Annotated in this window: 20 protein-coding genes and 1 tRNA gene; 8 read left to right on the top strand and 13 right to left on the bottom strand. The window is 58.2% G+C overall.

The annotated features are described in order from the left end of the window. Positions 1-12: 12 nt before the first annotated feature. Positions 13-648: a TetR/AcrR family transcriptional regulator gene (locus tag SVU69_09260; GenBank protein ID MDY6943187.1), complete on the bottom strand. Its 636-nt coding sequence runs from the start codon at positions 646-648 to the stop codon at positions 13-15. A 92-nt stretch (positions 649-740) separates the two neighbouring features. Beyond that, positions 741-1,958, bottom strand: coding sequence for an amino acid permease (locus tag SVU69_09255; GenBank protein MDY6943186.1), 1,218 nt, complete (start codon positions 1,956-1,958; stop codon positions 741-743). Between the two features lie 20 nt (positions 1,959-1,978). Here SVU69_09255 and SVU69_09250 point away from each other — a divergent pair, with 20 nt between their 5' ends. The 3 genes from SVU69_09250 to SVU69_09240 all read left to right on the top strand — a co-directional run bounded on the left by SVU69_09250 (position 1,979) and on the right by SVU69_09240 (position 5,374). Then, a complete protein-coding gene (locus SVU69_09250) occupies positions 1,979-3,328 on the top strand; it encodes a cyclic 2,3-diphosphoglycerate synthase (protein ID MDY6943185.1) in 1,350 nt (449 codons plus the stop codon). Next, entirely contained in the window at positions 3,328-4,245 is a 918-nt protein-coding gene (locus SVU69_09245) for a carbamate kinase (GenBank protein MDY6943184.1), read from the top strand. Before SVU69_09250 ends, SVU69_09245 begins: the two co-directional genes overlap by 1 nt. 256 nt (positions 4,246-4,501) lie before the next feature. Next, complete coding sequence (locus tag SVU69_09240) at positions 4,502-5,374, top strand: hypothetical protein (GenBank protein ID MDY6943183.1); 873 nt, start codon at positions 4,502-4,504, stop codon at positions 5,372-5,374. A gap of 123 nt (positions 5,375-5,497) precedes the next feature. On the opposite strand, the gene SVU69_09235 is transcribed toward SVU69_09240, so the two are convergent. The 5 genes from SVU69_09235 to SVU69_09215 all read right to left on the bottom strand — a co-directional run bounded on the left by SVU69_09235 (position 5,498) and on the right by SVU69_09215 (position 11,447). Continuing rightward, positions 5,498-6,241, bottom strand: coding sequence for a VTT domain-containing protein (locus tag SVU69_09235; GenBank protein ID MDY6943182.1), 744 nt, complete (start codon positions 6,239-6,241; stop codon positions 5,498-5,500). Between the two features lie 111 nt (positions 6,242-6,352). Beyond that, positions 6,353-7,732, bottom strand: coding sequence for a hypothetical protein (locus SVU69_09230; GenBank protein MDY6943181.1), 1,380 nt, complete (start codon positions 7,730-7,732; stop codon positions 6,353-6,355). A gap of 564 nt (positions 7,733-8,296) precedes the next feature. Further along, positions 8,297-9,634 (bottom strand): metallopeptidase TldD-related protein, encoded by a 1,338-nt coding sequence (locus tag SVU69_09225; GenBank protein MDY6943180.1) that lies wholly within the window; start codon positions 9,632-9,634, stop codon positions 8,297-8,299. Continuing rightward, on the bottom strand, positions 9,615-11,051 hold the full coding sequence (locus SVU69_09220; GenBank protein MDY6943179.1) for a TldD/PmbA family protein: 1,437 nt from the start codon (positions 11,049-11,051) through the stop codon (positions 9,615-9,617). Before SVU69_09220 ends, SVU69_09225 begins: the two co-directional genes overlap by 20 nt. A gap of 48 nt (positions 11,052-11,099) precedes the next feature. Continuing rightward, positions 11,100-11,447, bottom strand: coding sequence for a DUF3147 family protein (locus SVU69_09215; protein ID MDY6943178.1), 348 nt, complete (start codon positions 11,445-11,447; stop codon positions 11,100-11,102). 493 nt (positions 11,448-11,940) lie between these two features. On the opposite strand from SVU69_09215, the gene SVU69_09210 reads away from it, so the two are divergent. The 4 genes from SVU69_09210 to SVU69_09195 are packed head-to-tail and all read left to right on the top strand — an operon-like array spanning position 11,941 to position 17,784. Then, on the top strand, positions 11,941-13,716 hold the full coding sequence (locus SVU69_09210) for an N-acetylglutaminylglutamine amidotransferase (GenBank protein ID MDY6943177.1): 1,776 nt from the start codon (positions 11,941-11,943) through the stop codon (positions 13,714-13,716). Positions 13,717-13,772: 56 nt separating this feature from the next. Beyond that, on the top strand, positions 13,773-15,470 hold the full coding sequence (ngg, locus tag SVU69_09205; protein ID MDY6943176.1) for an N-acetylglutaminylglutamine synthetase: 1,698 nt from the start codon (positions 13,773-13,775) through the stop codon (positions 15,468-15,470). Between the two features lies 1 nt (position 15,471). Further along, positions 15,472-16,653, top strand: coding sequence for an osmoprotectant NAGGN system M42 family peptidase (locus SVU69_09200; protein MDY6943175.1), 1,182 nt, complete (start codon positions 15,472-15,474; stop codon positions 16,651-16,653). A gap of 6 nt (positions 16,654-16,659) precedes the next feature. After that, the gene (locus tag SVU69_09195) at positions 16,660-17,784 is read left to right on the top strand and encodes an osmoprotectant NAGGN system M42 family peptidase (protein MDY6943174.1); all 1,125 of its coding nucleotides are present in this window, start codon (positions 16,660-16,662) and stop codon (positions 17,782-17,784) included. Between the two features lie 243 nt (positions 17,785-18,027). Here SVU69_09195 and SVU69_09190 read toward each other — a convergent pair. From SVU69_09190 to SVU69_09165, 6 genes are all read right to left on the bottom strand, one after another. Next, positions 18,028-18,103, bottom strand: a tRNA-Thr gene (locus tag SVU69_09190). Between the two features lie 171 nt (positions 18,104-18,274). Next, complete coding sequence (locus SVU69_09185; GenBank protein MDY6943173.1) at positions 18,275-19,009, bottom strand: SPOR domain-containing protein; 735 nt, start codon at positions 19,007-19,009, stop codon at positions 18,275-18,277. Next, positions 19,006-19,758, bottom strand: a complete 753-nt coding sequence (locus SVU69_09180) for a type III pantothenate kinase (protein ID MDY6943172.1) — start codon at positions 19,756-19,758, stop codon at positions 19,006-19,008. The genes SVU69_09185 and SVU69_09180 overlap by 4 nt, the downstream gene beginning before the upstream one ends. Beyond that, entirely contained in the window at positions 19,755-20,744 is a 990-nt protein-coding gene (birA, locus tag SVU69_09175; GenBank protein MDY6943171.1) for a bifunctional biotin--[acetyl-CoA-carboxylase] ligase/biotin operon repressor BirA, read from the bottom strand. The genes SVU69_09180 and birA overlap by 4 nt, the downstream gene beginning before the upstream one ends. Before the next feature lie 31 nt (positions 20,745-20,775). After that, positions 20,776-21,426: a glycerol-3-phosphate 1-O-acyltransferase PlsY gene (gene plsY, locus SVU69_09170; protein ID MDY6943170.1), complete on the bottom strand. Its 651-nt coding sequence runs from the start codon at positions 21,424-21,426 to the stop codon at positions 20,776-20,778. A gap of 124 nt (positions 21,427-21,550) precedes the next feature. Next, positions 21,551-23,389: a PDZ domain-containing protein gene (locus SVU69_09165; GenBank protein MDY6943169.1), complete on the bottom strand. Its 1,839-nt coding sequence runs from the start codon at positions 23,387-23,389 to the stop codon at positions 21,551-21,553. A 146-nt stretch (positions 23,390-23,535) separates the two neighbouring features. Here SVU69_09165 and SVU69_09160 point away from each other — a divergent pair. After that, positions 23,536-23,808, top strand: a 273-nt coding sequence (locus tag SVU69_09160; protein MDY6943168.1) for a hypothetical protein, incomplete at its 3' end; no start/stop codon positions are given.

Raw genomic sequence — 23,808 nt, 5'->3', positions numbered from 1 at the left:
TACGTCCATTGTTTACGTTGATTGTGGCGTTGGCGTTTTAACGCCGTTCAAGAGCACATCGCACAGCATCTCGCTATAGCGATCGGCATCGTCCGCGAACGAGAACTCCGCAAAGCGTCGCAAGATTCCTTGCGATTGAAAAAAAACCGAGTTGGCGGCGAGCAGAAGAAACGCCGGCAGCACCGGATCCACATCCGCACGCAGTTCATGACGATCCCGCGCATCGGAAAACAGCTTTACCAACAGCGCAAAGTTCGCCGCCATGACCTGTTCGACCAAGTCACCACCACGCTGGACGCTGTCATCCAAAAAACCCCGGACCACCAAACGGGATCGAGCCTCGTCCGAAAACAGCAAACGCAGATGGGCCCCGGCAAAATCCTGAACCCCCTGATGCAAACTGGTGCTACGGGTCAGCACATCCCCCAAGAGACCAGAGAAGCGCTCACAGGAGCGCTCCAGCACCGCGCGATAGAGTGCTTCTTTGGACTCGAAATGATGAAAAACGTTCGCCTTACAAACGCCCGCGCGCGCCGCGATGGCGTTGATCGAGACCCCATCGAACCCGTGCTCAGAGAACAATTCCTTGGCGGCGTCCAATATACCTTGCTCGCCCGCACTGATCGGCGGAGTCAAATCATCGCGCATGGGAAAACCTTAGGCTTTTCTAAATTGACCGATCGGCCAGTCAGCGGCGCATTGTAGTGAACTCAAAACCCGGAAAGCAAGCCCCCGAGGCATTACACCCAGCGCCAAAAACCCCAACCAAGGAAGGAAAAGCTGACCACAAAACCGATAGCCGGAACCCATACCGGCACGGCCCAGACAGGGGCTGGAAAAGCGCGACGCCACTTGATGACCAGCAATGCCAAATTAACCATCGCAAAAACCGTCAGCGTGAACCGGGACGTCCACTCAGCCAATGCAGCCAAAGGAAACCATAGCGCGGCCGCGAGAACCAGCATCCCGATTAGCGCGGTCGCGCACAGTGGTGTTCGCCGTTTGGGATGTACCGCGGCCAAAAACATCGGCAGCGTGCCCTGCCGCGCCAGACCATAAACCACGCGCGAGGCCATGATGAGCTGAATCAAGGCGCCATTGATCATGGCCAGCACACCGACCACACTTAGCGCCGACGGCCAATAACCACCCGCCCGCTCATAGACAAGGGTTAAGGGCGCGCCGGCATCGGCCAGGTCCATAGGCGCCACAACCAGCACCGAAACGATGGCCACGAGAAAATAGACTAAAGTGGTCAAAACCAGAGTCATCACGATGGCGCGTGGGAGTATGCGCTCAACATCCTTGATTTCCTCAGCGACGTTGACCATGTCCTCAAAACCCAAGAATGCATAGAACGCCAGTAGGGCAGCGGCCATAACGCCGGCCCATGGCGAGGCACCCCCATTCAATTCGAACTCCCGCCAACGATTGGGCAGTTCGGCCAAGGCGTCCGCGCCGAACGCGACAACCAACAACAAACCGCCCGTTTCCACGAGCGTGACAACCGCCGCCAGCCGCACCGACTCCCCGATACCCCATGCCGCGATTGCCGCCAGAACCAGCACCGCCAGAACCATCACGGGCACTTTAGGAATGGGCATCAGATCACCAAAGTAACCCACGAAACCGTGAACCAACGCAGCTGCCGAAACAGTGCCGGCTGACACGACCAAAAGGCCGACCACCACGCCCAACCAGCGGACACCCAACCCCTGGGTCACATACACCGCCTCGCCCGCACTCCGAGGAAAGCGACAAGCCATCTCCGCAAAACTCAATGCAGTAAACGCCGCCATGAACGAGGCCAACAAGAACGCCAAAGGCGCCAACATGCCCGCTGTTCGCGCCACTTCCCCGATGAGCGCATAGATACCGGCACCGATGGTCGTGCCCAGCCCATAAAGCACCACCATCGGAAGTGTTAAACTGCGTCTAAGTGGAATATTGACAGTCATTCGGCGGCGATCATACAAAAATGACCAAGCCCCTCCTCCCCGTGCGGACCGTGATTATGGGCGCGGCCGGACGCGATTTCCATAACTTCAACCAGGTTTTCCGCGATGATCGGACGACCCGAGTCGTCGCGTTCACGACCACCCAAATCCCCTTAACCACTGCTCGGCGTTACCCATCAATTCTTGCGGGTGAACAATACCCTGAGGGTATTCCCATTGAGGACGAATCACTGCTAGAGACATTGTGCCGAGAGTATCATGTGCAACAGGTCATCTTTGCCTACAGCGACGTGCCCCACGCCCACGTGATGCACCAGGCGGCACGCGTTCAATCGCTGGGGGCAGATTTCGTACTGCTGGGCCCCGAACGCACGAGCCTGAAATCAACACTCCCGGTGATCGCCGTCTCAGCGGTAAGAACCGGATGCGGTAAATCGCCGGTGGCCCGCTGCATATCCCGTCAGCTCAAAAACCGGCATCTGCGCTGTGCCGTGCTACGCCATCCGATGCCGTATGGCGATCTCGAACGACAGATCGTCCAACGCTTCGAACGCGAAGCAGATCTGGATACCCAACATTGTACGATCGAGGAACGGGAAGAATACGCGCCCCACATCGCAGCCGGAAATATCGTCTACGCTGGTATCGACTACGCTCACATCCTTCAGCGGGCTGAACAGGAATCCGACCTGATCCTCTGGGAGGGGGGGAACAACGACTTTCCGTTTATCCAGCCCGATTTGCATATTGTCCTTGCCGACGCACTGCGGCCCGGCGATGAGCTCACTTACTACCCCGGAGAAAGTGTACTGCGCACCGCGGATGTAGCGATCATTGCCAAAGCCAACGCCGCCCCGGAAGCCCATATCGAAACGGTCAGAAACAATATCCGCACGTGCTGCCCGAATATTCCCATTGTCTTAGGACACTCCACGGTCTCGGTAGAACATCCGGAGCGGATTCGCGGTCAGCGAATCCTGGTGATCGAGGATGGACCATCCGTAACCCACGGCGGCCTGCCCCATGGCGCCGGGTACGCAGCCGCCATGGCGGCCGGGGCCGCTGACATTGTCGACCCACGACCCTTCGCGGCCCCCAGCATTCGGCAAATCTACGCCCAATATCCTCATATAGGCCCGGTACTTCCCGCGATTGGCTACGACAAGCAACAATGCCGGGATTTGGCGGAGACCATTCAACGGTCCGACGTCGACGTAATCGTATCGGCAACGCCTGTCGACTTGACCAAAACCGTCGGGCTGAGCAAACCGGTGGCGCGGGTACGCTACGAATACGAGGACGCCAGCCGCCCTGGATTACGACAAATCCTGGACGACTTCCTCAGCAACCGGCTCAAAGTAAACCACTGATGCGAATCGTCATGGCACTGGGCGGCAACGCCCTACTCCCACGGGAGGCAGCACCCGAGCACGACGTTCAACGCCGTCACATTGCCGAAAGCGCTGCGGCAATCGCGGATATCGCGCGCCGCCACGAAGTGATCATCACCCATGGCAATGGACCCCAGATCGGGCTGCTCGCATTGCAGGCCCTGGCCCACACGAACGTAGCGCCCTATCCCCTAGACGTATTGGGGGCGCAAACCCAAGGCATGCTGGGCTACCTCATCGCCCAAGCGCTCACAAACCACCTCGGTGAATCGCGCGTGGCCGCGGTATTAACCCAGGCACGAGTCAATCCGCTCGACCCCGCGTTCAAAAAACCGTCCAAGCCCATCGGCCCGATATATTCGGATACACAAGTGCGTGAGTTGGCGGCCAGGCGGGCGTGGACCTTCACCCGGGACGGAGCCGGATGGCGTCGCGCCTTACCTTCGCCGGAGCCGCTGGAAATACTGGAACTGCCGGCCATCCGGTCACTCACCGATGCCGGCTTTATCGTGGTCTGCTGCGGTGGCGGCGGCATCCCGGTTGTAAAGCAATCGGGCAACACTTGGACTGGCGTAGAAGCTGTCATCGACAAGGACCTCACGAGCGCGCTGCTGGCGACGCATCTAGGTGCCGATGGGCTACTCCTCCTCACGGACATCGACGCCGTATACGCGGACTGGCCGACCCGCAATCAACCTATCGACGAGATCACGCCCGAGTTGTTGCGGCAATACAAATTCGATGCGGGGTCGATGAACCCGAAAGTGGAAGCAGCCTCTCGGTTCGTTGAACAAACCGGTGGATTTGCAAGCATCGGCCAACTGACCGAGGCCTCGGCACTATTGACCGGGCGTCGCGGCACCCGAGTATCGGCCTCCAAACCGGATTTGCATTGAGCTGTCATCGCGCAAAGATTCATCTTGGGTATACTTGGAACCGTGACCTTGGGGTGGGGGTATCGACATCCGGTTGATTCGGCCGGTGGCGATCGAAACGACAAATCTATAGTAAGCGCTTCACTCAATGGAACGCGTGGCAAACCACCGCGCGCTTCAGCATTTCGTCTCATCAGACGATAAATGGCAGTGAATGAACGTGTAAATTGACCCACCGGGAAACCCAATCACGTAAACGAGCGAGTAATGTAGACCTATGGGCGACGTCGAATTCTTACACCAACAAAGCATTGAAGGTGTGCGCAGCCGCTATTTAACCCACTGGTACGACACCGAGCTGCAAGGCACCTATCTCATCGAAAACACCCTTGAAGGTGGGAGCAAGAATCCGAGCTCTCCGCCCGTCGTTCTCATCCCCGGCGGCTTCGATCCGGTGAGGGGCAGTTATAGCCAAGGCTTGGTTACCAAACTGCTCAAGGATGTCGGCGTCTCCGCTGTCTATGAGGCCCACTACCGCTATGAAGGCAAGTGCGGTTATATCGAAATGCCGCTGGTGGTCGACGACCTCAAGAACCTTCTCCGCAACGAGTCAGCCAACCCCGTGATGGTGGGACTGAGTGCCAGTACCTTCGCGCTGAGCGCGGCTCTGGTCGCCGCCGGCAGGGAATCATCTCAACAAGCGGCCAAGGCAATACTGCTCATCGGCGCGTATATTCCCGGTCACGTGACTTTGCTCGGGAAAGCCTTGGGACCGTTCTATCGACGAGAAAAGATGCGGCAAAAAGTGCTCCGCCACTGCGGACACCCCTACCTTTTCGACAACAGTGTGCGGATGCGGGAGTGGTGGGATTCCTATCCCGAGTTCCGTACCATCCTGGAAAAACGGGACTTCGACCAATTGCGTGAGCGCTGCTCGATCCCGGTCGAACTTCTATTTTTCCGGATTGACACCCTCTCCTGGTCCGGCCGGCGCACCATGCGCAAAATGTTCGACGCGAAAATCTGGCCAAAAACCATCCCCGGTCACCACCGCGGCCTTCGGTATGTTCCCGAAGCCGACGAGATCATCAGCCAAATCTGCGACAAACTCATTCAGCCCCCGTCGGGACTGACACCCGCGGTCGCCTGAGGCAAAACCCGTCTCAGACGAAACGCCATTCGCAAGAAAGCCGCCGTGTTTAACCTTCACGGCGGCTTTCTTGAGGTGAAACATCACTCACCGGTTTCGGCATATTGATGTAATGAGCTCGCCTCAGCGGGCGACGCTGCCGCGAGGCGCCAGCCACAAACGATCGGCGATACGCAGCATCAGGCTGAGCATCACCCCCACCCCCATGGGCACGATCAACTCCGGCGAATGCCAAGTCAGGCTTCCATCGGCGCGGGCCAGCTTGTCGAAAATGACGCCGCCCAACCACGAGAACAGGATGATTTTGGGTAGACTTCCCAATGCGGTCCCAAGCATAAAATCACGGAAACTAAGATTCATCACACCCAAAAACCAGTTCACCGGCGGCAACGCAAAAAAGAGCAGCCGCATATGGATAACGGTGATCAGGCCGCGATCCCGAAAATGAGCTTCTAGCCGACGCATGGAATGGCGGAAAACGCTCGATACGAATTCCCGACCGAGCTTCTGACTCAGCCAGAAAATGATCACTGCCGCCGTGTTCAAACAAAGAAACCCCAAAGCAACGGCACCAAGCGCGCCGTAGATGACAGCAGCCGCAGCAATCACCAACACGCTTGGAATATTGACGACAATCGCCACCACGCCGCCCAGCCAAAACAAGAGAAAGCCGCCAGCACCCGCCGCTTGTGCCCACGCACGCACCGCTTGCAGTGTATCGGCCATGCGCTCCTGGCTCAGATACTCCCCAAGCCCAAAGGCCCGATACAGCCCGAACGACAGGGCGATCAAGCCCAGGAAAACGGCAAAATGGAGATACCGGGAGCGCCCCGATTCCGATGGCTCGTCAACTGGATTTTGGTTCATCGAGGTCAGCCTACAGGCCTCGCAGTGAGACGCGGCAACAGAGCATAGCCGCGGAAGACACTAAACAAGGCGGCCATTGAGCCGCCACCGTAACCCCTTACGGAACTGGATTCAACCGGCGACTTTGGACGCCCGAGGGGCCTCGCCATCAACCGAAAGCGGCCAAGCACTCTCGATCACGCGACCCCACCGGGAAGAGCCCTCCTCCAACACCGCTTCGCGGGCTGAGAGGGTTCCGGGAATACGATATTTTTCGTCACGAATTTGGTTATGCAGCTGCAACATCTTCCGCATCAGCTGGATTTGCCCGGGAGACATCCAAGTCTTGCCAGTGCTGGCCAATGCCGTGCCCTCTTGGGAATTCTTGGACAACGTCACCTGCATCCTCTCGCGACTGAGGTCATCGACCGCCGGCAGGCACAAGGCGCGTGAGAGCTGGGCGACTATCGGCATGGGTGCGGCCGTCAAGTCCTCATATCGGACCAGTGCTTCAAACAATCCTTCACGGGATAGCGTGAGATTCAACGCCCTATCCATCTTCGAAAGCCACGCAACCGTGAGAAAAGCCACCAGATCCTCCGGCGTATTCTTCTCGTAGTGCGGGTCTTTCAACAACGGCGCGAGAGCCTGAGGGTTCTTTTTCATGGGGCTGACTGCCGCAATCAGCCGCAGCAGCTTGGCATCCAGCCCGAATTTCCCCGCCCAGCGCACCAGCGGCACACCGTAGATTGCGCCGATGAATGAATCGACGGTTTCCAGCGCATTTCGATAGAGAAACATATTTTTAGCCGCGGGCAAGCCGGCGACAAAAACATCCGCGGCCGATATACAGACGCCCCGGAGTTTGATCACGACTTTCTTGCAATCCGGCCGGCGGCCGATGAGATGCGCATAGAGCAAACGTGTGCACGAGCGTATGATTCGCGCCAACTCGGCATCTCGATCATCCGTCGCGTGTTCACGCAGATTGACGATCTGGCTGAAAAAATCGGGTTCGGAGACAGACTGGACCCCTGGGAGGTCGCCAAGAAGTTTGCACAGCAGCGTGGAACCGCAACGGCCGGTGCTGTGGAGAAAAATCACATCCTCATCGGCTGCGGGATCACACGCAGCGTCGGCGATCTGATTCAACAGATCGTATGGAACCGCGTAGAGAACTTCGGCGTGACGTCGCTGCGCTTCGTAAAAAAACGGGTGGACTTGAGTGAGGTCCGTCTCAACGGGCGTGTGGACGAAAATCACGCATCGGTTTTCATCGTCGAGACAAAACGGCGTGAGGCGGGTCTGCTCTCGTTCCCATAGATCGAAAAAATCGATCTGGCCAACCTCACGGTACTTAAAGTTACTTATGTCGACAAAACCGCTCAGCAGATTGGTCCGCGCGCGGCGCCGCACTTTGAGCACCCGCACCATCCGGTCCATCTGCTTATCCGTACCCTGAAATCGCGTGTCGTGGTTGTATGCACCCGACTGTTCTGCTGTATTACTCACCGCCGCACCCTTTATTGCTCGAGCGAATGACCGGAGACGCGACCGACACATCACCGGTGTCCATTTTCCGATGCGGGCAAACCGCATCGAGCAGGGGATCCGGGATTACACACGCACACCGGATCACTCGGACGATCACAGCCATGATGACAGCGCACGCAACGCTGAGTTCACGCCCATTACATCCATATAACGGCTTATTATTGGAGTTCCTTAGCCGCCGGCGTGTGAACGCCGGCTCCCCCGAACGAGAATCCCCGACTTGATCGAAACAATCGAAGACGGCGAATACTTACACGCTGTTAGAACTAACGCAGCGCGTTGGACAATTAGCGAAGCCGACTGTTTTTACCGTTTTTTAATCACACGGCTATCTATCGTCGACTCAACAGACTGTTCGATTGCTTTATCCTACCGCGTCTGCCGGAAATTACCAGCCATCGCGAAGACGGCCAAGCGACCATTCGAGAAACTTCAGAAGACTACGGCGGGATCAGGCTTCGGGTTCAAACGCCCGCGTTTTGTCGGAGACAAGCAAACGTTCGGTTGACGCCGAACAATCGGCTAGAGAGTGAATCGAAAATCGTCGACCAAAGCGCCCGGCAATCTCGCGCTGTTTTCAGAACGTTTGCCATAGGTCGTGAAATCAACAATGTAATCCTGTTCAACCGTCAGATCGACAAGCTTGTCTCCCAGCACGTCGAACAAGCTTTCGTCAAAGCGCATCACGTTGATCGGCGCGACCGGCTTGCCACCTTCGACCCAAAAGCAAGCAAAGCGTGTCATCCCGGTGATGCGACAGTGATTGCGATCCGAATAGTTGCAATACCACAAATTGCTCACATAAATGCCCGTGTCGAGCGCCCTCAGGACATCCATGCGGGGCAGCTGCCCACCCTGCATCACGAGCGACTCGGGGTGCTCGATAGCACAGTTCACGGCAACGCCATACTCTTTCGCGCTCCGCGAATTGGCCAGACAATCGCGGTAACGCCCTGCCGAGATCAACTCGACTCGCTCCGGTTTGACAAACCCGCGACGCGTAAATCGCGGCGTCAACCCGCCGGCGTGATCTTCTGTGAGGTGGATACGCCCATCGAGCTCTACGCCCTCTTTCACCATCCGAAGCAATGGGGTTTGTTGGGTTCGGTGGCTTTTCAGGCCAAATCCGCCCCAATTCAGTAACGTTAGGATCTCGAACATCGCGCTCGGCGAAAGGAACACACGATAACGCCCGGGCTGGATCGTCCGTGGCGGTTTGGCCAGCATCGCCAGATCCTCGCGGGCGGCGGAGATTTGGCGTAACGCAACCGCCGAATCCCAGTGTGCCCCCGCGCAGCTCTGCTTGCTGGCCTTGTCGGCTTGATGGTAAACGCTCCAATCGAAGTTAAAACTGCTCTGACGATGCCAACCGTACTGGCCTACCGAGCCAGCCAAACCACGGACCAACTCACCGCCAGACCACAGACCGACCAAATCGAGCCCGTCGGCAGCGGCCAGGATCGCTTCCACCGCCTGTCGCGAGGGCGGTAACTCATTGTCCGTGACCTCTCGCAGTTCAAAGCGCTCGGTGGCATGGCTCAGAAATGGATCACGGGGAAGAAATGGCAGTCGTTCGCGCAGTTGCTTCAGGCAGAACTTCGCTTGGGCCAAATCGTCGTCCAGTTGGCCCGTCAACGACAGACTAGCGTTAAGCTGCCGTCCGTCGTGGATCAGATTCAGCTCCAGGAATTGTTGCCGGACCCGACCGGCCTGACGAATTCGACTCTGGTTGATACGAACGAAATCCGATCTTTCGCCCTCATAACTGGCAAACATCACCTCTTCGGCATGCAGAGAGGCAAAAAGCCGCGCCGAAAGCTCACGAAAATAGACTTCCATCTCAAAGGCCGCCAAAGACATCAACCTGCTGAAAAACGCAGGCGGGAGAAGCGTGCCCGACGGCAATGGCCTGGTTGGGCTCACCTTTGCCGCAATAGGGCGTCCCACCGACCTCGAAGGTCTCTCCATCCCCCACGGCGACGAGGTTACGCCAAAAGTTCGCAGAGATGCCCCGGTAGTTCGGATTTCTCACAACGCCTTTGAGCTCGCCGTCCTGGATGAGTCGGCCCAGCTCACAACCGAACTGAAACTTGTTGCGACTGTCGTCGATGGACCACGACCGGTTGGTATCCATCAACACGCCCCGCTCTATCGAGGCCACCAACTGATCGAAAGGATGTTCACCCGGCTCCAAGTTGAGATTGGCCATACGATCGATGGGCGGGCGGTTCCAACTGCACGCGCGGCTGTTGGCCACCCCCGCTGTGCCCGCGCGCAACTGTGATAGAGCACCACCCAGCGGACGCTCGAGAATGCCGTCGCGTATTAAAAACTCTCGCTCCGCCGGTGTGCCCTCGTCGTCAAAAGCGTAGCTTGCGGCCTCATTGGCCCACGTGGGGTCGTAGGTGATATTCAAAAGCCGTGAACCATAGCGGTAACTCCCAAACATATCCAAGGTGACGAAACTGGTCCCGGCGTAGTTGCGCTCGTCGCCCAAGATGCGATCCAGCTCGAGCGGATGCCCGATACTCTCATGGATTTGCAAGGTCATTTGGCTCGGCATCAACAACACCGACATGTTTGCGTCGGGACACTCCGGAGCGTCGACCAGAGCAGCCGCCTCCTCGGCCACGCGCTGGGCATCTTGATCAAACCCAAGGTTCGACAACTGCTCCAAGCCACCTTGACGGACGTTCCCCCACCCGCCGCCGGAACGCGTCTGTGTTTGCGCACCTTTATTGGCAACCGCCATATAGCCCGGCAAGAGGTAGGAAAAATCCTGTTCGATTTCCACATCATCGCTGGTCAGTAACAGCGTTCGAACGTGGCTCGCGGTCAACTCGACCTGCCAATCGACAATGGTGTCGCTGACTTTCAGCGCATCGCTGACACCTCGCAAGCGATCGATCTTATCGCCCACACTCGCGCTGTCCCAGGGCGACTCAACCGGCGAGCGGTAATGCCCCGAGCGTGATGGACGAGCAAACCGGTCCGCATCGAACAGCCCCCAATCTCGCGTGCTAAGCGCCCATTCGAGCGCTTCGGCCAACGCCCTGCGGAAACCTGCAGGCGTCAGCTCGCAGGTGGCAGCATACGCCATCCCGCCGCGATGACACACCGTGATGTGAGCACCTTGGCTGTGTGTCAGATGGGGTGGTTGCAGCACCCCCTGCCGAAGCCGCAATGACTCCTCGTTTTCGAATACCAAACGCAAAGACCACCAGTCCACGACCGGAAGCACTTGCTTGAAGTTTCTGATGATTTTTTCAGTGGTCATTCAAAGTCCCACCCGATCATGTGCTGGGACGGGCGCCCATATCCGGTTTCATAGCCCGATGCCAAAACGGCCCAGAACCGCCACCACCAGTCCGTAGCAGACTGCCGTCACTGCAATGGAACAGCCCAAGCTAAGGTAGAAGTTCACGCCGGTTTTAAGTAGCCACGGCAATAACAAAAAGAAGGCGAGCGACGGCAAGACCAGCCAAAAAATGCTTGAGGCCAAGGCACTGACTTTTGAAATATCTTGGGTATCAAAATAAAGCCAGAGTATGGCCAGGACAGACACCAACGGCACCGACGCCAACAGCGCGCCCATGAACGAACTGCGCTTGGCCAGCTCGGAAACCGCCACGACCAAAACGGCAGTCACGACGACTTTAACTGCGACGTACAAGGACAGTCCTCATAAAAATTCGCCCTTTGCGATGCACCGTCGAATCCCCTGACCGCCTGTTCGAGCTCGAGAGCGGACAGGCGGTGTCGGTTCTCCGAACCGATCACAGGGTGCTTGAAAGAGTCAATCGCAGCCGATCCCTGACAAGCACCCCTACGATACGTTAAGGTAACGGTCAGGGTACCCACAACGGAATGCATCGATCCGGCGATTGCAGGATTTAATTCAGATTCGTGCCTCGCCTCCGAGGAACCCTTAAGATTGCTCAATATTTTGACGGTTATCTACCAAGCTGTAGCCCATACTTCCGGGAACTCGCAGGCGCCAAAGCGCTTAAGCGAGTATTCCAGCGAGCATCCTCTTCAAGCCCCCTTCGTCGCCCTGATCAAACGCAACCGAAAAACAACTCAGCGGAACGTCGCACGCGTACGCACAGATTTATTCATCATCACCCGCCCAAACGATCCGCAGATAACCCACGGAACAGTTCTATATGTGTGGAATTAACGGAGAAATCCGCTGGGACGGCACAGCCGTCAATCCGTCCGTACTGGCCGTCATGAACCAGACCATGGAACCCAGGGGCCCCGACGAAGGCGGGGTATTCTGCGCCGGCAACCGCGGATTTGGCCACCGCCGACTGATGATCATGGACCTGTCCGCTCACTCCCAACAGCCCATGTTCGATCCGTCGCTGGGCCTGGGCATCGTGTTCAACGGGGCAATTTACAACCACCCGGAGCTGCGCCAGGAACTGACCGCAAAAGGCTATCGCTTCTACTCCGATGGCGACACCGAGGTCATCTTAAAAGCCTATCACGCCTGGGGCGCGGAGTGTCTTGAGCGATTCAAGGGCATGTTCGCCTTCGCCATTTGGGAGCGAGACAGCGGCGAGACCTTTCTCGCCCGAGACCGGCTCGGCATCAAACCGCTGTACTACAGCCGCGATCGCAGTCACTTTCGTTTCGCTTCCACTCTGCCGGCCCTGGTCGCTGCCGGCGGCGTCGACACATCTATTGATGCCGAAGCGTTGAATTTTTATCTGAATTTTCACGCCGTCGTCCCGGCGCCCTACACACTGCTCAAGGGGGTCCGCAAACTGCCGCCCGGCCATTGGATGCGGATCGGCGAAGATGGGCACATGACCGAGCACGCCTACTGGCAACTGACCTACACACACGATGCGGCCCACCAAAGCCGCTCGCTGAACGAGTGGCGCGACCTGCTGCTGGATGAGCTCCGGGCCGCTGTGAAACGGCGCTTGGTGGCGGCGGTCGATGTCGGGGTATTATTATCCGGCGGCGTAGACTCCAGCCTCTTGGTCGGGCTCATGGCGGAAGCAGGCGCCGAGCGCATCAAGACCTATTCGGTCGGATTCGAAGCCGCCGGCAACGAAGCCGGTGACGAGTTTCAGTATTCCGACATCATCGCCCAAGCTTATGGCACCGACCACCACCGCATCCGTGTGGCGTCGGACGAACTACTAACCCATTTGCCGGACGCCATCGCCGCCATGTCCGAACCGATGGTCAGCCACGACTGCATCGGGTTTTACTTACTCTCCCGTGAAGTCTCCAAAAGCTGCCGCGCGGTGCAGAGCGGGCAAGGAGCCGACGAGGTCTTCGGCGGCTACCATTGGTATCCGCCACTGGTGAGCACCACCGACCCCTTCTCCAGCTATCGACAGGCGTTTTTCGACCGAGACTTCGATGAATATCTGGCCACGGTACAAGCCGCCCACGCCACACCGGACGATGCCGCAGCCGCGTTCGTCCGGCGGCATTTCGATACCCCGGGCGCGCACCACCCCGTGGACAAAGCGCTAAGACTGGACTCGACGGTGATGCTGGTCGACGACCCCGTCAAACGGGTGGACAACATGACCATGGCCTGGGGGCTGGAGGCTCGGGTGCCCTTTTTGGATCACGAACTGGTCGAGTTTGCAGCCCGGATCCCGCCGGAACACAAAGTCGCCGGCGACGGCAAATTGGTCCTCAAGGAAGCGGCCCGCCAAGTAATACCTGCCGCGGTCATCGACCGCCCGAAAGGGTATTTCCCGGTCCCCGCTTTAAAGTACCTATCCGGACCGATTCTCGGTTACGTGCAGGATGCGTTGACCAACGACCGGGCCCGTCAGCGGGGGCTATTCCGGGAAGACTACGTGGCACGACTGCTCGCCGAACCACACGATCACATCACCCCGCTGAGAGGCTCCAAGCTCTGGCAGCTCGGTCTGCTGGAACTCTGGTTACAAAACCATGACCTGTAGTACAGATCAACCGCCAAATCCATTGTGTCACGGAACCTGACGCCAGGAGCCACATCATGACAGAGCAAGAGATTCTGGAAGCCGAAACCGGCACCCATCACGTCTATTGCGGATGGGGTCGTGTCATTTTCGCCAACCACTGTGGAGACGCCGAAACCGTGGCCGCTGAACTGGTCCACGAAAATCGGGGCAAACGGGATATCGCCGTCTATGTGGCCAATCCTCACGTGGTGCTTTCTTACGCCCCCCAACAGCTCTTTCTGGATCCGTCGGATATGTTACGGCTCGATCTGTCCAAGGCCGATGCCGAACCGCCCAACTATCCCGGGCTGGTGTTCCGCCGGTTGGAAAGCCCGAACGATGCGGAAATCATCAACGACTTGTATCTGAAACGCGACATGGTGCCCACCGACCCTTTGTATCTTTGGGATTGCCGGCACTCCAAGAAACTCTTGTTCTTCGTCGTCTCGGACGAGGTCACGGGCGAAGTCTTCGGAACCGTGATGGGTATCGACCATCGCGCGGTACTGGGCGATAAAACCCAAGGTTGCAGCCTGTGGTGCTTGGCGGTGGACCCACTGGCCAAGCGACCCAAAGTTGGCGAGTACCTGGTGCGCGCTCTGGCCCATCACTTTCGCAAGCTTGGCCGCAGCCACATGGATCTTTCCGTCATCCACGACAATCACCAAGCCAAGGCGCTGTATCAGAAACTCGGCTTCGAACCCATCCAAACGTTTAGCATCAAGAACAAAAACGCCTACAACGAAGCGCTATTCATCGGCCCGGAAATTCGCCATAACCTCAACCCCTATGCCCGCATCATTGTCGACGAGGCGCGATCGCGAGGCATCGCCGTGGAACTGTTGGATCCATCTGAGGGCTACTTTCGACTGACCCGCGGCGGCAAAAGCGTGACCTGCCGGGAATCCTTGTGCGATCTCACCACCGCCATCGCCATGAGTCGCTGCCAGGACAAATACGTCACCAGCCGCTGGCTAAGCAAAGACGGGTTGAAGGTTCCCGACTTCCAATTGGCCGGCACGGACACGGAAAATCGAGCATTTCTCCAAAAACACGGCACCGTGGTCGTCAAGCCGACTATTGGAGAGCAAGGTAAAGGCATCACCGTGGGGGTTCGATCAGCGGCGGAACTCGAAGCGGCCATCCAAACGGCCTGGCAGTTCTCCGAGCGGGTGTTACTGGAACAGGTGGTGGAAGGCCATGATCTCAGAATTGTCGTGATCAACTATCATGTGGTCGCCGCGGCCATGCGCAAGGCGGCGGAAATTATCGGCGATGGAGTCAATACGGCGCGAACGTTGATTGAAAAACAAAGCCGGCGGCGCGAAGCGGCCACCGGCGGTGAGAGCACTATCCCTATCGACAGTGAAACGGAAAAATGCTTGGTCGAGCAGGGTGTTCAGCTCGACAGCATTCCCGCCGAGGGTCAGCGTATCGCCGTACGAAAAACCGCCAATCTGCACACGGGCGGCACCTTGCACGACGTGACAGAGATTCTTCATCCCCGGCTGGTCGACGCCGCCGTCAAGGCGGCCAAGCGCCTTGAAATCCCCGTGGTCGGTTTCGACTTCATGGTACAGTCACCAGATCAACCCGACTACGTGATCATCGAGGCCAACGAACGGGTTGGCCTTGCGAACCACGAACCGCAGCCCACCGCAGAGCGGTTCATTGATTTACTGTTCCCCCTGTCGAAAGTCGACAAGGCCAAGGAGCGGTTGCCGGTCTTATAAAGTGAACGCACAACGTCTACAGAAAACACTGCTGGAACTATTGGCGATCCCCAGCCCCAGCGGTTTCACCGATGAAATCGTCCATTACGTCGGCCGCGAGTTGGAACGAATCGGCATCGACTACAACCTGACCCGCCGCGGCACCATCCGGTGCAAACTCCCCGGAACCGGCAATGGGCCGGTCCGGGCAGTGGTCAACCATATCGACACCATCGGCGCCATGGTTCGCCTGATCCGCCCGGACGGGCGAATCCAGGTTGCGCCCATCGGCTATTGGTCGAGCCGTTTTGCCGAAGGCGCCCGCGTCACCTTGTTCAGCGAACACCGGGCATTCCGGGGCACCTTGCTGCCCACCGTCGAGTGGGGCGTGTCCCGTGACAAAGGCGTGGAAGGCGTCCCGATGGATTGGGATCACATCGAGTTACGCTTGGACGAAGCCGTTTTCAATGACGACGACGTTCGCGCACTCGGCATTGAAGTCGGTGATTTCATTGCGCTAGACGCGCTTCCGGAGGTCTTGGATAACGGCTTTATCATCGCTCGCAATTTGGACAACAAAGCCGGTGCGGCGGCCGTACTGGAAACCCTTCGCGTGCTGGTGGAAAGTGAGCAACGGCCAAGGCGCGATACGTATTTTCTGTTCACGGTTACCGAAACGGTAGGTTTCGGCTCCGGCAGCGCGGTCTTGCCGGAGGTGAGCGAGTTGCTCACGGTGGACTTCGCCTCGGTCCCCTCGGACGAAAAAAGCCCGATGCGCCGCGTCACTATTGCGGCGGGCGATGCCAGCGGTCCGTACGATTATCACTTCATCGCCAACTTGCAACGCATCGCCGAGCGGGAAAAAATTCCTTGCCAGAAAAAGCTCCTCGAGGCTTACCACAGCGACACCGCCTCAGCTCTTGCCGCCGGCCATGACGTCCGTACGGCCGTGATCGCCTATGCTGGCGACGCATCACACAGCACCGAACGCACCCACATCGATAGTCTTTTGAACATCGGCCGGCTGCTGATCGCCTATGTCACCACCGAACCCACGTTCGACCAGGACACGCCCATCGTCAGTGTCGATAAGTTCTCCCACCAAATCACCGAAGAGAATATGCCACCGATGCCGGCGCGCGTTCCCGCACCCCAGGATGTCATCCACCCCGAGCACGACGACCCATCTCGTGACAAGGATTAAGAACCGGTGAGTGCGTCGATCCAAGCCAAAGCCGACCGCTATCTGTTGGACCGGTTACTGGAGATGCTGGCGATTCCGAGCGTGACCGGGTTCACCGACGAGCTCTCGCGCTATCTGTGCAGCGAACTGGAAAGACTGGAAATCCCCTTTCAGCTGACGCGGCGGGGAACGATCATCGCGACCTTACAAGGGCACGATCCGACTTACTCGCGGGCGGTCGTCAACCACCTGGATACTATCGGCGCCACGGTTAAAGCGCTCAAACCCAATGGCCGCCTCCAGTTGGCGCCGGTAGGAACCTGGTCCAGCCGCTTCGCCGAAGGTGGCCGCGTGACGATCTTCACCCAACGCGGCGCCTACCGAGGCCAAGTCCTTCCGCTGCTGGCCTCGGGCCATGCCTTCAACGAGGCAGTCGATCGGCTACCGGTTGGGTGGAAGCAGATCGAGGTGCGTGTCAACGAGCCGGCGTTGGACGCTGCTGATCTGGCTGATTTGGGCATTCAGATCGGTGACTACGTCGCCTTCGATTCGGACCCGGAAGTCTCCGACAGCGGCTTTGTGACCGCCCGACACCTGGACAACAAGGCAGGCGCCGCCGCCCTCCTGACGGCGCTTAGGACCATCAAAGCGAACGCCATCGTCCCTGCGATTGATCTCCACGCCATTTTCACCGTGACCGAAGAAGTCGGCACGGGGGCCGGGGCATCGCTTTCCGACCGGGTCAGCGAATTTGTCGGCATCGACATCGGTCCGGTCGCGCCCGGCCAAAATGCACGAGAGCGCGGGGTGACGATTTGTGCTCAAGACACCAGCGGGCCATACGATTATCACCTGCGGCACAAACTCACCCAACTATGCCGGGATAACCAAATCCCCTATCAGGTCGATGTGTTCCGCTACTACTACTCGGACGCCAACTCGGCCATCACGGCCGGACATGACGTCCGCGATGCCCTGATCACCTTCGGCACCGATGCGACGCATGGTTACGAGAGAACGCACTTGGACAGTGTTCGAGCCATCTGGCGCCTGCTCGTCACTTACGCCCAAAGCGAACCCATTTATCCCACAGGGCTTACCCATCGCGACCGTTTCCCGCACCTGGAGCCGATTGAACACCAGAACGACTGACGCCCGGATGAGTCCCTTCGACGGCGAGAAATACCAAACTGACTGAGCATCTGCGGACAAAATCCGCTGGGCGAGTCAACGCTCTAAAAATAACGGCATTGGGCTCTTGAACGCGGGAAAGCTGTGACGATAGACCACTGGCCAATTCAGTTAAAGGCTAAATAGGCGAAGGTTAGCAACCGCCAAGGGTCGTGCGAGCGGCCCTTGGCACGCTGGCCAAACCCCTTTGGGGAAGATGAAAATTGGAGCTGGCGACAGGAGTCGAACCCGCGACCTGCTGATTACAAATCAGCTGCTCTACCAACTGAGCTACGCCAGCCTGTGTATAACCTTGCAACAACGAAGTGCAAGCGGCCTATTCTAAAAACCCGAGACGCCGCTGGCAATCAAGACGACCCGATCTATAAGCACCAAATGGCGGAAACGGCCATGGGCCGAAGCCGACGGCATTGTGCAACTATCTGACTGATAACGGGCCACAAGTGATCCCTTAGGGTCCCAATGCGTCGTCATCGTTGGCGGGTTGATTAAGCGCGCGCGTGTTGTAACCCTCTCCGTTTTGCAAGGCGCAATCGACCACATTAATTTCCGCGCTGGCGGTCAAAGAAACAGGCGGAGCCGGATCGTTACCTCGCGCGTCAACCCAGTAGCTCCGGCGAGTGCGGAATCGGGACTCAACCCGCGCATCGACACCCAGCGCTTTCAATTCGCGCATGCGCCGCTCCACACCGCCCGGGTTGCTGTAAAGACCCAGCGAAATGGCGTTTCGCCACTGTTCCGACGCGACCACATACAGATCCCGCAAGCCCAGCGCACGCAGACGGCTCATCTCCCGTTTGGCCGCTTCGAAGTCGGCTGCGGGTGGAATAAAAATCCAATCCCCAACCTTGAAGTCTTCATCCTGTACTCGCCAGGTGACCTGGAAACCCTGCGCCTGTAATTCCAGCAGCACCCGCTCCGCTCCCAGATCGTCTGCAAACGGCCCGAGCTGTAAACACCAGGGCAGGGCCGAACCGGCGATCTCCGCGTTCGGCGGTGACAGCGGAGCCGGAACCTCAGGGTATAACTGGGCCGCTGCCGGGTTGATGGACTCCAACTTGGGAATTTCTGCTTGCAGAAGCAGCCGGGAATCCGATTCGGCCAGCGGTTCGGGTTGGCGCGCAAACCAGACGACCGTCAGCAGGTTTGCCAGGACCAACACCAAAAAAAGCCACTTGGCGTTCATTCTCGCCCCATGAAAGCCAAGCCATGCAAGACCAGATCCGGATCATGGATGACGTTTCCGGTCAGATGCCCCACCACATTTGCGCTATCGCCACCGGTCAAGACCATGCTGAAGGCCCCGTCTGGCCACAACCGATGCAGCTGAGACATTACCCGGTCGCACAAGCCGAGGGCACACTCCATCGCACCTTGGTCGACCGCGGCACAGGTGTCTTGCGCCAACCAACCGGCGGCGGACAATGGCATCGGGTTCTCGCTGTGACCGGCAATGTCACGTGTTTCGCTCAAAAGAGCGCGCCGCATCAGGCCGATTCCGGGCGCGATCAGACCACCCACATGCCGACCGTCTTCGTCCATTACATCCACTGTAATGGCCGTACCCAGATCCACCACGCAGACCCGCCCGGGGTAACGCTGCCGTGCCCCCACCAAGGCCGCCCAACGGTCTGGGCCGAGCCGTTCCGGCTTATCGTAGGCACAACGCACACCGTGTGCCTGCGTTTGCGCGACCACGAATTCAACGTCGATTCCCCAGCGACCGCCCGCTTGTTCTCTCAGCTTTTCAGCCATGGCGTTCCCCGCCACGTTGGAAACAATAATCCGCTGGGGTGGAATGGACATCGGCCAAATGCCGGCCAGCAGCTCGTCCGCCGTCTCTTCGTGACGCAGGCGTCCACCGGGGAAAAGACCGCTCGCATCGACGGTGGCCCACTTTAGCCAGTGGTTTCCGATATCCAGCAATAAATTCATGTCAGCGTTCGCAAAGTCACATCACCGGACAGATAATGACGAACTTCCGTACCATGGCGAACCTTGATCGCCCCTTGCGCATCAATCCCTTCCGCCACCCCGTCACGCCACTGCCCATTGTGCTCGATGCGTACCGCTTGGCCACTGAGCATATCCAAGGCTTGCCATTGCTCCCGAAACGGGGCGAACCCCCGCTCGAAAAAGCATTCGAGCCCGGTAAGTAGTTCATCCAGCATGTGACCCGCGATCACGTTTCTATCCGGTGCCGCGCCGCCCAAGACTTGTTTCAAGTCTACCCAATCCTGCTCGATCTCCTTCGCCGCATCGGCCGGCATGGTGACGTTCACGCCAATGCCGACGACCACGTCGCAACGGCCTGCCGCTTCGGCGCGCATTTCAATCAGCAACCCCGCCAATTTGCGTCCGTGCCAAACCAAGTCGTTGGGCCACTTCAAAGAAATCTCACTCGCGCCGCATCGCTGCAAGGCCCGGACGGTCATCACGCCACATGCCAGCGAAAGGGTCGAAATATCATGGGGCATGTCATCGAAGCGCCAACTCAAAGATAAATAGATATTGGCACCGAACGGAGAAGCCCACCGCCGACCGCGCCGGCCACGCCCCGCCGACTGATACTCGGCCAAACAAACACGGGCCCGGGCAATGTCGTCGGAAGGCGGCAAACCCAGCAAATACGCGTTGGTAGAATCGATTAACGGAAAAATATCTAAATGTGCCAGATCCCGACGGGCTCCCGGAGAAAGGCAAGCGCGGATGTCATTCGGATTCAAAAGGGAAATGGGGTCTGTTAGGCGGTAGCCTTGGCCCCTGACGGACTCGAGGGAGAGCCCAAGTGCCTTCAATTGGTGAAGTTGCTTCCAAACCGCAGCGCGGGTGACCCCAAGCTCCCGCGCCAACGCGTCCCCGGAATGGAGCTCGCCGTCGGCCAAGCGTTGAATGAGCCGTTCAGCACTGGGTGTCAGCATGCGCATCGCGTGGGCACCGCGGGAAATCCCTTCATCGGGAACGTAATCGGCGCAGCAACATCACCGACTCAAAACGATTTTCTTCGCCGCGCCACATGCGGCCAATGTTGCTGCGGTGCGTGTACAACACCAGAGCGGCCATCGCCAAGGTAAACAGACCCACCGGCGTCGCCAGCCCCCCAGGGGTCGCAAACGCGACGTAAACCGGTGCCGATAGTGCACCCAATATCGTGGATATACCCACATAACCGGTAAGCATCAACGTGATGACCCATATGGTGAGTACCACCGGCAGAGCCGCGGGTATTACCGCGAATGCCGCCCCGGCCAGTGTGGCCGCTCCCTTGCCACCACTAAAACCGAAAAACACCGGATAAACGTGGCCCAGTACCACCGCAACGGCACACAGCACCCGCATAAGCGAGGGCTCCGTGACGGCATCGATGCCGGGTAGGACGAGGGCAGCGATACATGTCACCGCCAACACACCTTTGCCGCCATCGATGAGTAAAACGCCCACACCGTAGGGCTTTCCCAGCACGCGCAGCGCATTGGTGGCACCGACGTTTTTGCTGCCGTGCTCTCGGAGATCAATCCCCCGAAACCAGCCAAGCACGATACCGCCCATCACCGAGCCGAGCAGATAGCTCAATAACAGTTTGGCAAAAATCTCGAGAACCATAGCAGTCCGGTCACCTTATCTAACAAGCTGGCACATGATAACGCAGTTAGTCATAGAGACAGACCGCACGAGCCAACGATAACGACATCGGCTTGAGAATAATCAAAAGTCTCGGAGGGCGCCGTTACCGACTGGGATCTCGTCCCGCCAGCCAAGCGTCTCGGGCACTTTGGACATCAGGCCCCGCATCCGGCACACAGCGCAACCAACAGCTGGTGGCTCGTGGCGGCTGAGTAACAACATCACAGTCGAACAACTCGTCGCCACGGAATGCGTGTACGCGCAACGTCGTCTCAGGCCCCGTCCGTGCCATCAGTCGCTCCAGACCGGCGGAATCGATACGCAGGCCGTCAACGGCGATCACCACATCGCCCGGCGCCAAACCCGCTTGCTCCGCCGCACCGCCGCGATCCACATGCCGAAGACGCAACCCGCCTTCCGTGGCCTCGGTGCGCATTCCCCATTCGGCTCGGGATCCTGCGCCATTGGATTTGGGCGCACCATATCCGCCGACGTCCTTTTCGTTCTTAGGTACCGTCCACTCCAGCGTAACTCCGACATGGGCCAGCGCTTCCGCCAAGGGCAATTCAGCGGTTCCATACACATAACGGGCAAAAAAATCGTCGAGATCCGGTGCGCCCAAATCGCGGAGTAGATCTTCGATGCCGTTTTCCGGAACACCCCGCCCAGTGAGCCCGTAACGTTGCCATAGCGCACGCATCACGGTATCCAGACTCATCGGTGAGATGGCGTTGCGACGAAGCTCCAAATCAAGCAACAAGGCCACCAGAGCACCTTTGCTGTAGTAGCTGACAATCGCGTTCGGTGAATTCTCATCCTGCTTATAGAATTTGGTCCAGGCATCGAAACTGGACTCCGCCACCGACTGCCGAAGCCGCCCGGAGGTACGATGGACGCGGGTGATGGTCCGGGCCAACATTTCCAAGTAACTCTCGCGGTTAATCAAGCCGCAGCGCACTAATGAGAGCTCGTCGTAGTAGGACGTCATCCCTTCGAACACCCACAACAGGCGAGTATGAACCTCACGGTGCAGATCCGGCGGATTGAATACCTCGGGACGGATGCGCTTCACGTTCCAAGTATGAAAATACTCATGGCTGCAGAGCGCCAAAAACTCCCGGTAGTCCTCAGAGACGCCGTTTTGTGCCGGCGTGGGTAAGGCATCTCGGCGGCTAATCAACGCAGTAGAAGCACGGTGTTCCAATCCCCCGTACCCTTTGCCCACCGCGTTCAACAAGAAGACATAGTTTTCGATAGGCGCCGGTTCACCGAAGAACCGGATGTGATGCTCGCAGATTCGCTTCAGATCACCCGCCAACCGTTCTGTATCCGCTTGGTGTCGGCCGCGAATGGCCATGCGATGCGGAACACCGCAGGCGCTGAACTCAACCACCGTCTGAGGAGCGATTTCCACCGGATGATCAATCAACGCTTCATAATTCTCGGCCCGATACCAACCGAACCCCTGAGCATCGGTGGTCTCCGGGGCCATCGCCGTGGCGACATGCCAACCGTTTCCAGTAATGTTCTCAGGCGCACAAAGCCGAACTCGACAAGCACGTCGGTCGCGGCCATGCACGCGAAGGAACAGCGAAGTGCCATTAAAAAAAGCGTGGGTGTGGTCGAGATGCGCACCGCGCACCGACGGATCAAACGCGAAGATTTCGGCCAAGACGGTCAATGAGCCGCTCACCGGCTCAGCCTGCCAAGTCTGTTTGTCGATCTTAACAATCTCAACGTGCTGCCCCGAACTGCCTTTGGCATGGATATCCACCACATGGCGGGCGAAATCCCGGATCAAGTAGCTGCCGGGAATCCACGCCGGCAAGGAAAAACACTGCCCGTCCGGGTCCGGATCGGGAATGGTGCAGCACACTTCGAACACATGCGTACCGGGGTTGGAGAAGCTGACCTGGTAGGAAATTTCGTGATGTTCTGTCATCCGGCCAGGATATCAAAAAAGCCAGCATTGCAGCTTAGAGCCTAACGACCCGAAAGCAGAGAAGCGCGCCATCGAAGATCTGACACAATTTGCGGGTAACCTTCCTTACCGGTTTACGCCAGACCACCCATTCACCGAGTTGCTATATGAGCGTTGAATACGATTTGCTGACCCGCAGCGGAGACCCGGATACCTACTGGCCGGAGTTCCCGACCACGATTCATTGGGTGACCCCGGAACCGGATGTCCGGGAGTCTATACCGATGCTGCGGTCAAGAAGCGTAAGACGCGTGCTGGATTTCGGGTGCACACTCGGTCGTCACGCATTGTTCTTCGCCATGCATGGATATGAGGTCAGCGCCTGCGATTCCAATCCGGCCAACTTGGCGTTTACCGAACAAGCCGCGCGCCGACAGGGG

Source organism: Pseudomonadota bacterium, assembly GCA_034189865.1.
Lineage (GTDB): Bacteria > Pseudomonadota > Gammaproteobacteria > UBA5335 > UBA5335 > JAXHTV01.
The sequence above is the reverse complement of the archived record's forward strand: the minus strand, read 5'-3'. Positions and strand labels throughout refer to the sequence as shown.

What these genes read in the sequence shown, in the direction of transcription:
- SVU69_09260 (MDY6943187.1), bottom strand. Translation starts at nt 648, where the DNA reads ATGCGCGATGATTTGACTCCGCCGATCAGTGCGGGCGAGCAAGGTATA.
- SVU69_09255 (MDY6943186.1), bottom strand. Translation starts at nt 1,958, where the DNA reads ATGACTGTCAATATTCCACTTAGACGCAGTTTAACACTTCCGATGGTG.
- SVU69_09250 (MDY6943185.1), top strand. Translation starts at nt 1,979, where the DNA reads ATGACCAAGCCCCTCCTCCCCGTGCGGACCGTGATTATGGGCGCGGCC.
- SVU69_09245 (MDY6943184.1), top strand. Translation starts at nt 3,328, where the DNA reads ATGCGAATCGTCATGGCACTGGGCGGCAACGCCCTACTCCCACGGGAG.
- SVU69_09240 (MDY6943183.1), top strand. Translation starts at nt 4,502, where the DNA reads ATGGGCGACGTCGAATTCTTACACCAACAAAGCATTGAAGGTGTGCGC.
- SVU69_09235 (MDY6943182.1), bottom strand. Translation starts at nt 6,241, where the DNA reads ATGAACCAAAATCCAGTTGACGAGCCATCGGAATCGGGGCGCTCCCGG.
- SVU69_09225 (MDY6943180.1), bottom strand. Translation starts at nt 9,634, where the DNA reads ATGTCTTTGGCGGCCTTTGAGATGGAAGTCTATTTTCGTGAGCTTTCG.
- SVU69_09220 (MDY6943179.1), bottom strand. Translation starts at nt 11,051, where the DNA reads ATGACCACTGAAAAAATCATCAGAAACTTCAAGCAAGTGCTTCCGGTC.
- SVU69_09210 (MDY6943177.1), top strand. Translation starts at nt 11,941, where the DNA reads ATGTGTGGAATTAACGGAGAAATCCGCTGGGACGGCACAGCCGTCAAT.
- ngg (MDY6943176.1), top strand. Translation starts at nt 13,773, where the DNA reads ATGACAGAGCAAGAGATTCTGGAAGCCGAAACCGGCACCCATCACGTC.
- SVU69_09185 (MDY6943173.1), bottom strand. Translation starts at nt 19,009, where the DNA reads ATGAACGCCAAGTGGCTTTTTTTGGTGTTGGTCCTGGCAAACCTGCTG.
- SVU69_09180 (MDY6943172.1), bottom strand. Translation starts at nt 19,758, where the DNA reads ATGAATTTATTGCTGGATATCGGAAACCACTGGCTAAAGTGGGCCACC.
- birA (MDY6943171.1), bottom strand. Translation starts at nt 20,744, where the DNA reads ATGCTGACACCCAGTGCTGAACGGCTCATTCAACGCTTGGCCGACGGC.
- plsY (MDY6943170.1), bottom strand. Translation starts at nt 21,426, where the DNA reads ATGGTTCTCGAGATTTTTGCCAAACTGTTATTGAGCTATCTGCTCGGC.
- SVU69_09165 (MDY6943169.1), bottom strand. Translation starts at nt 23,389, where the DNA reads ATGACAGAACATCACGAAATTTCCTACCAGGTCAGCTTCTCCAACCCC.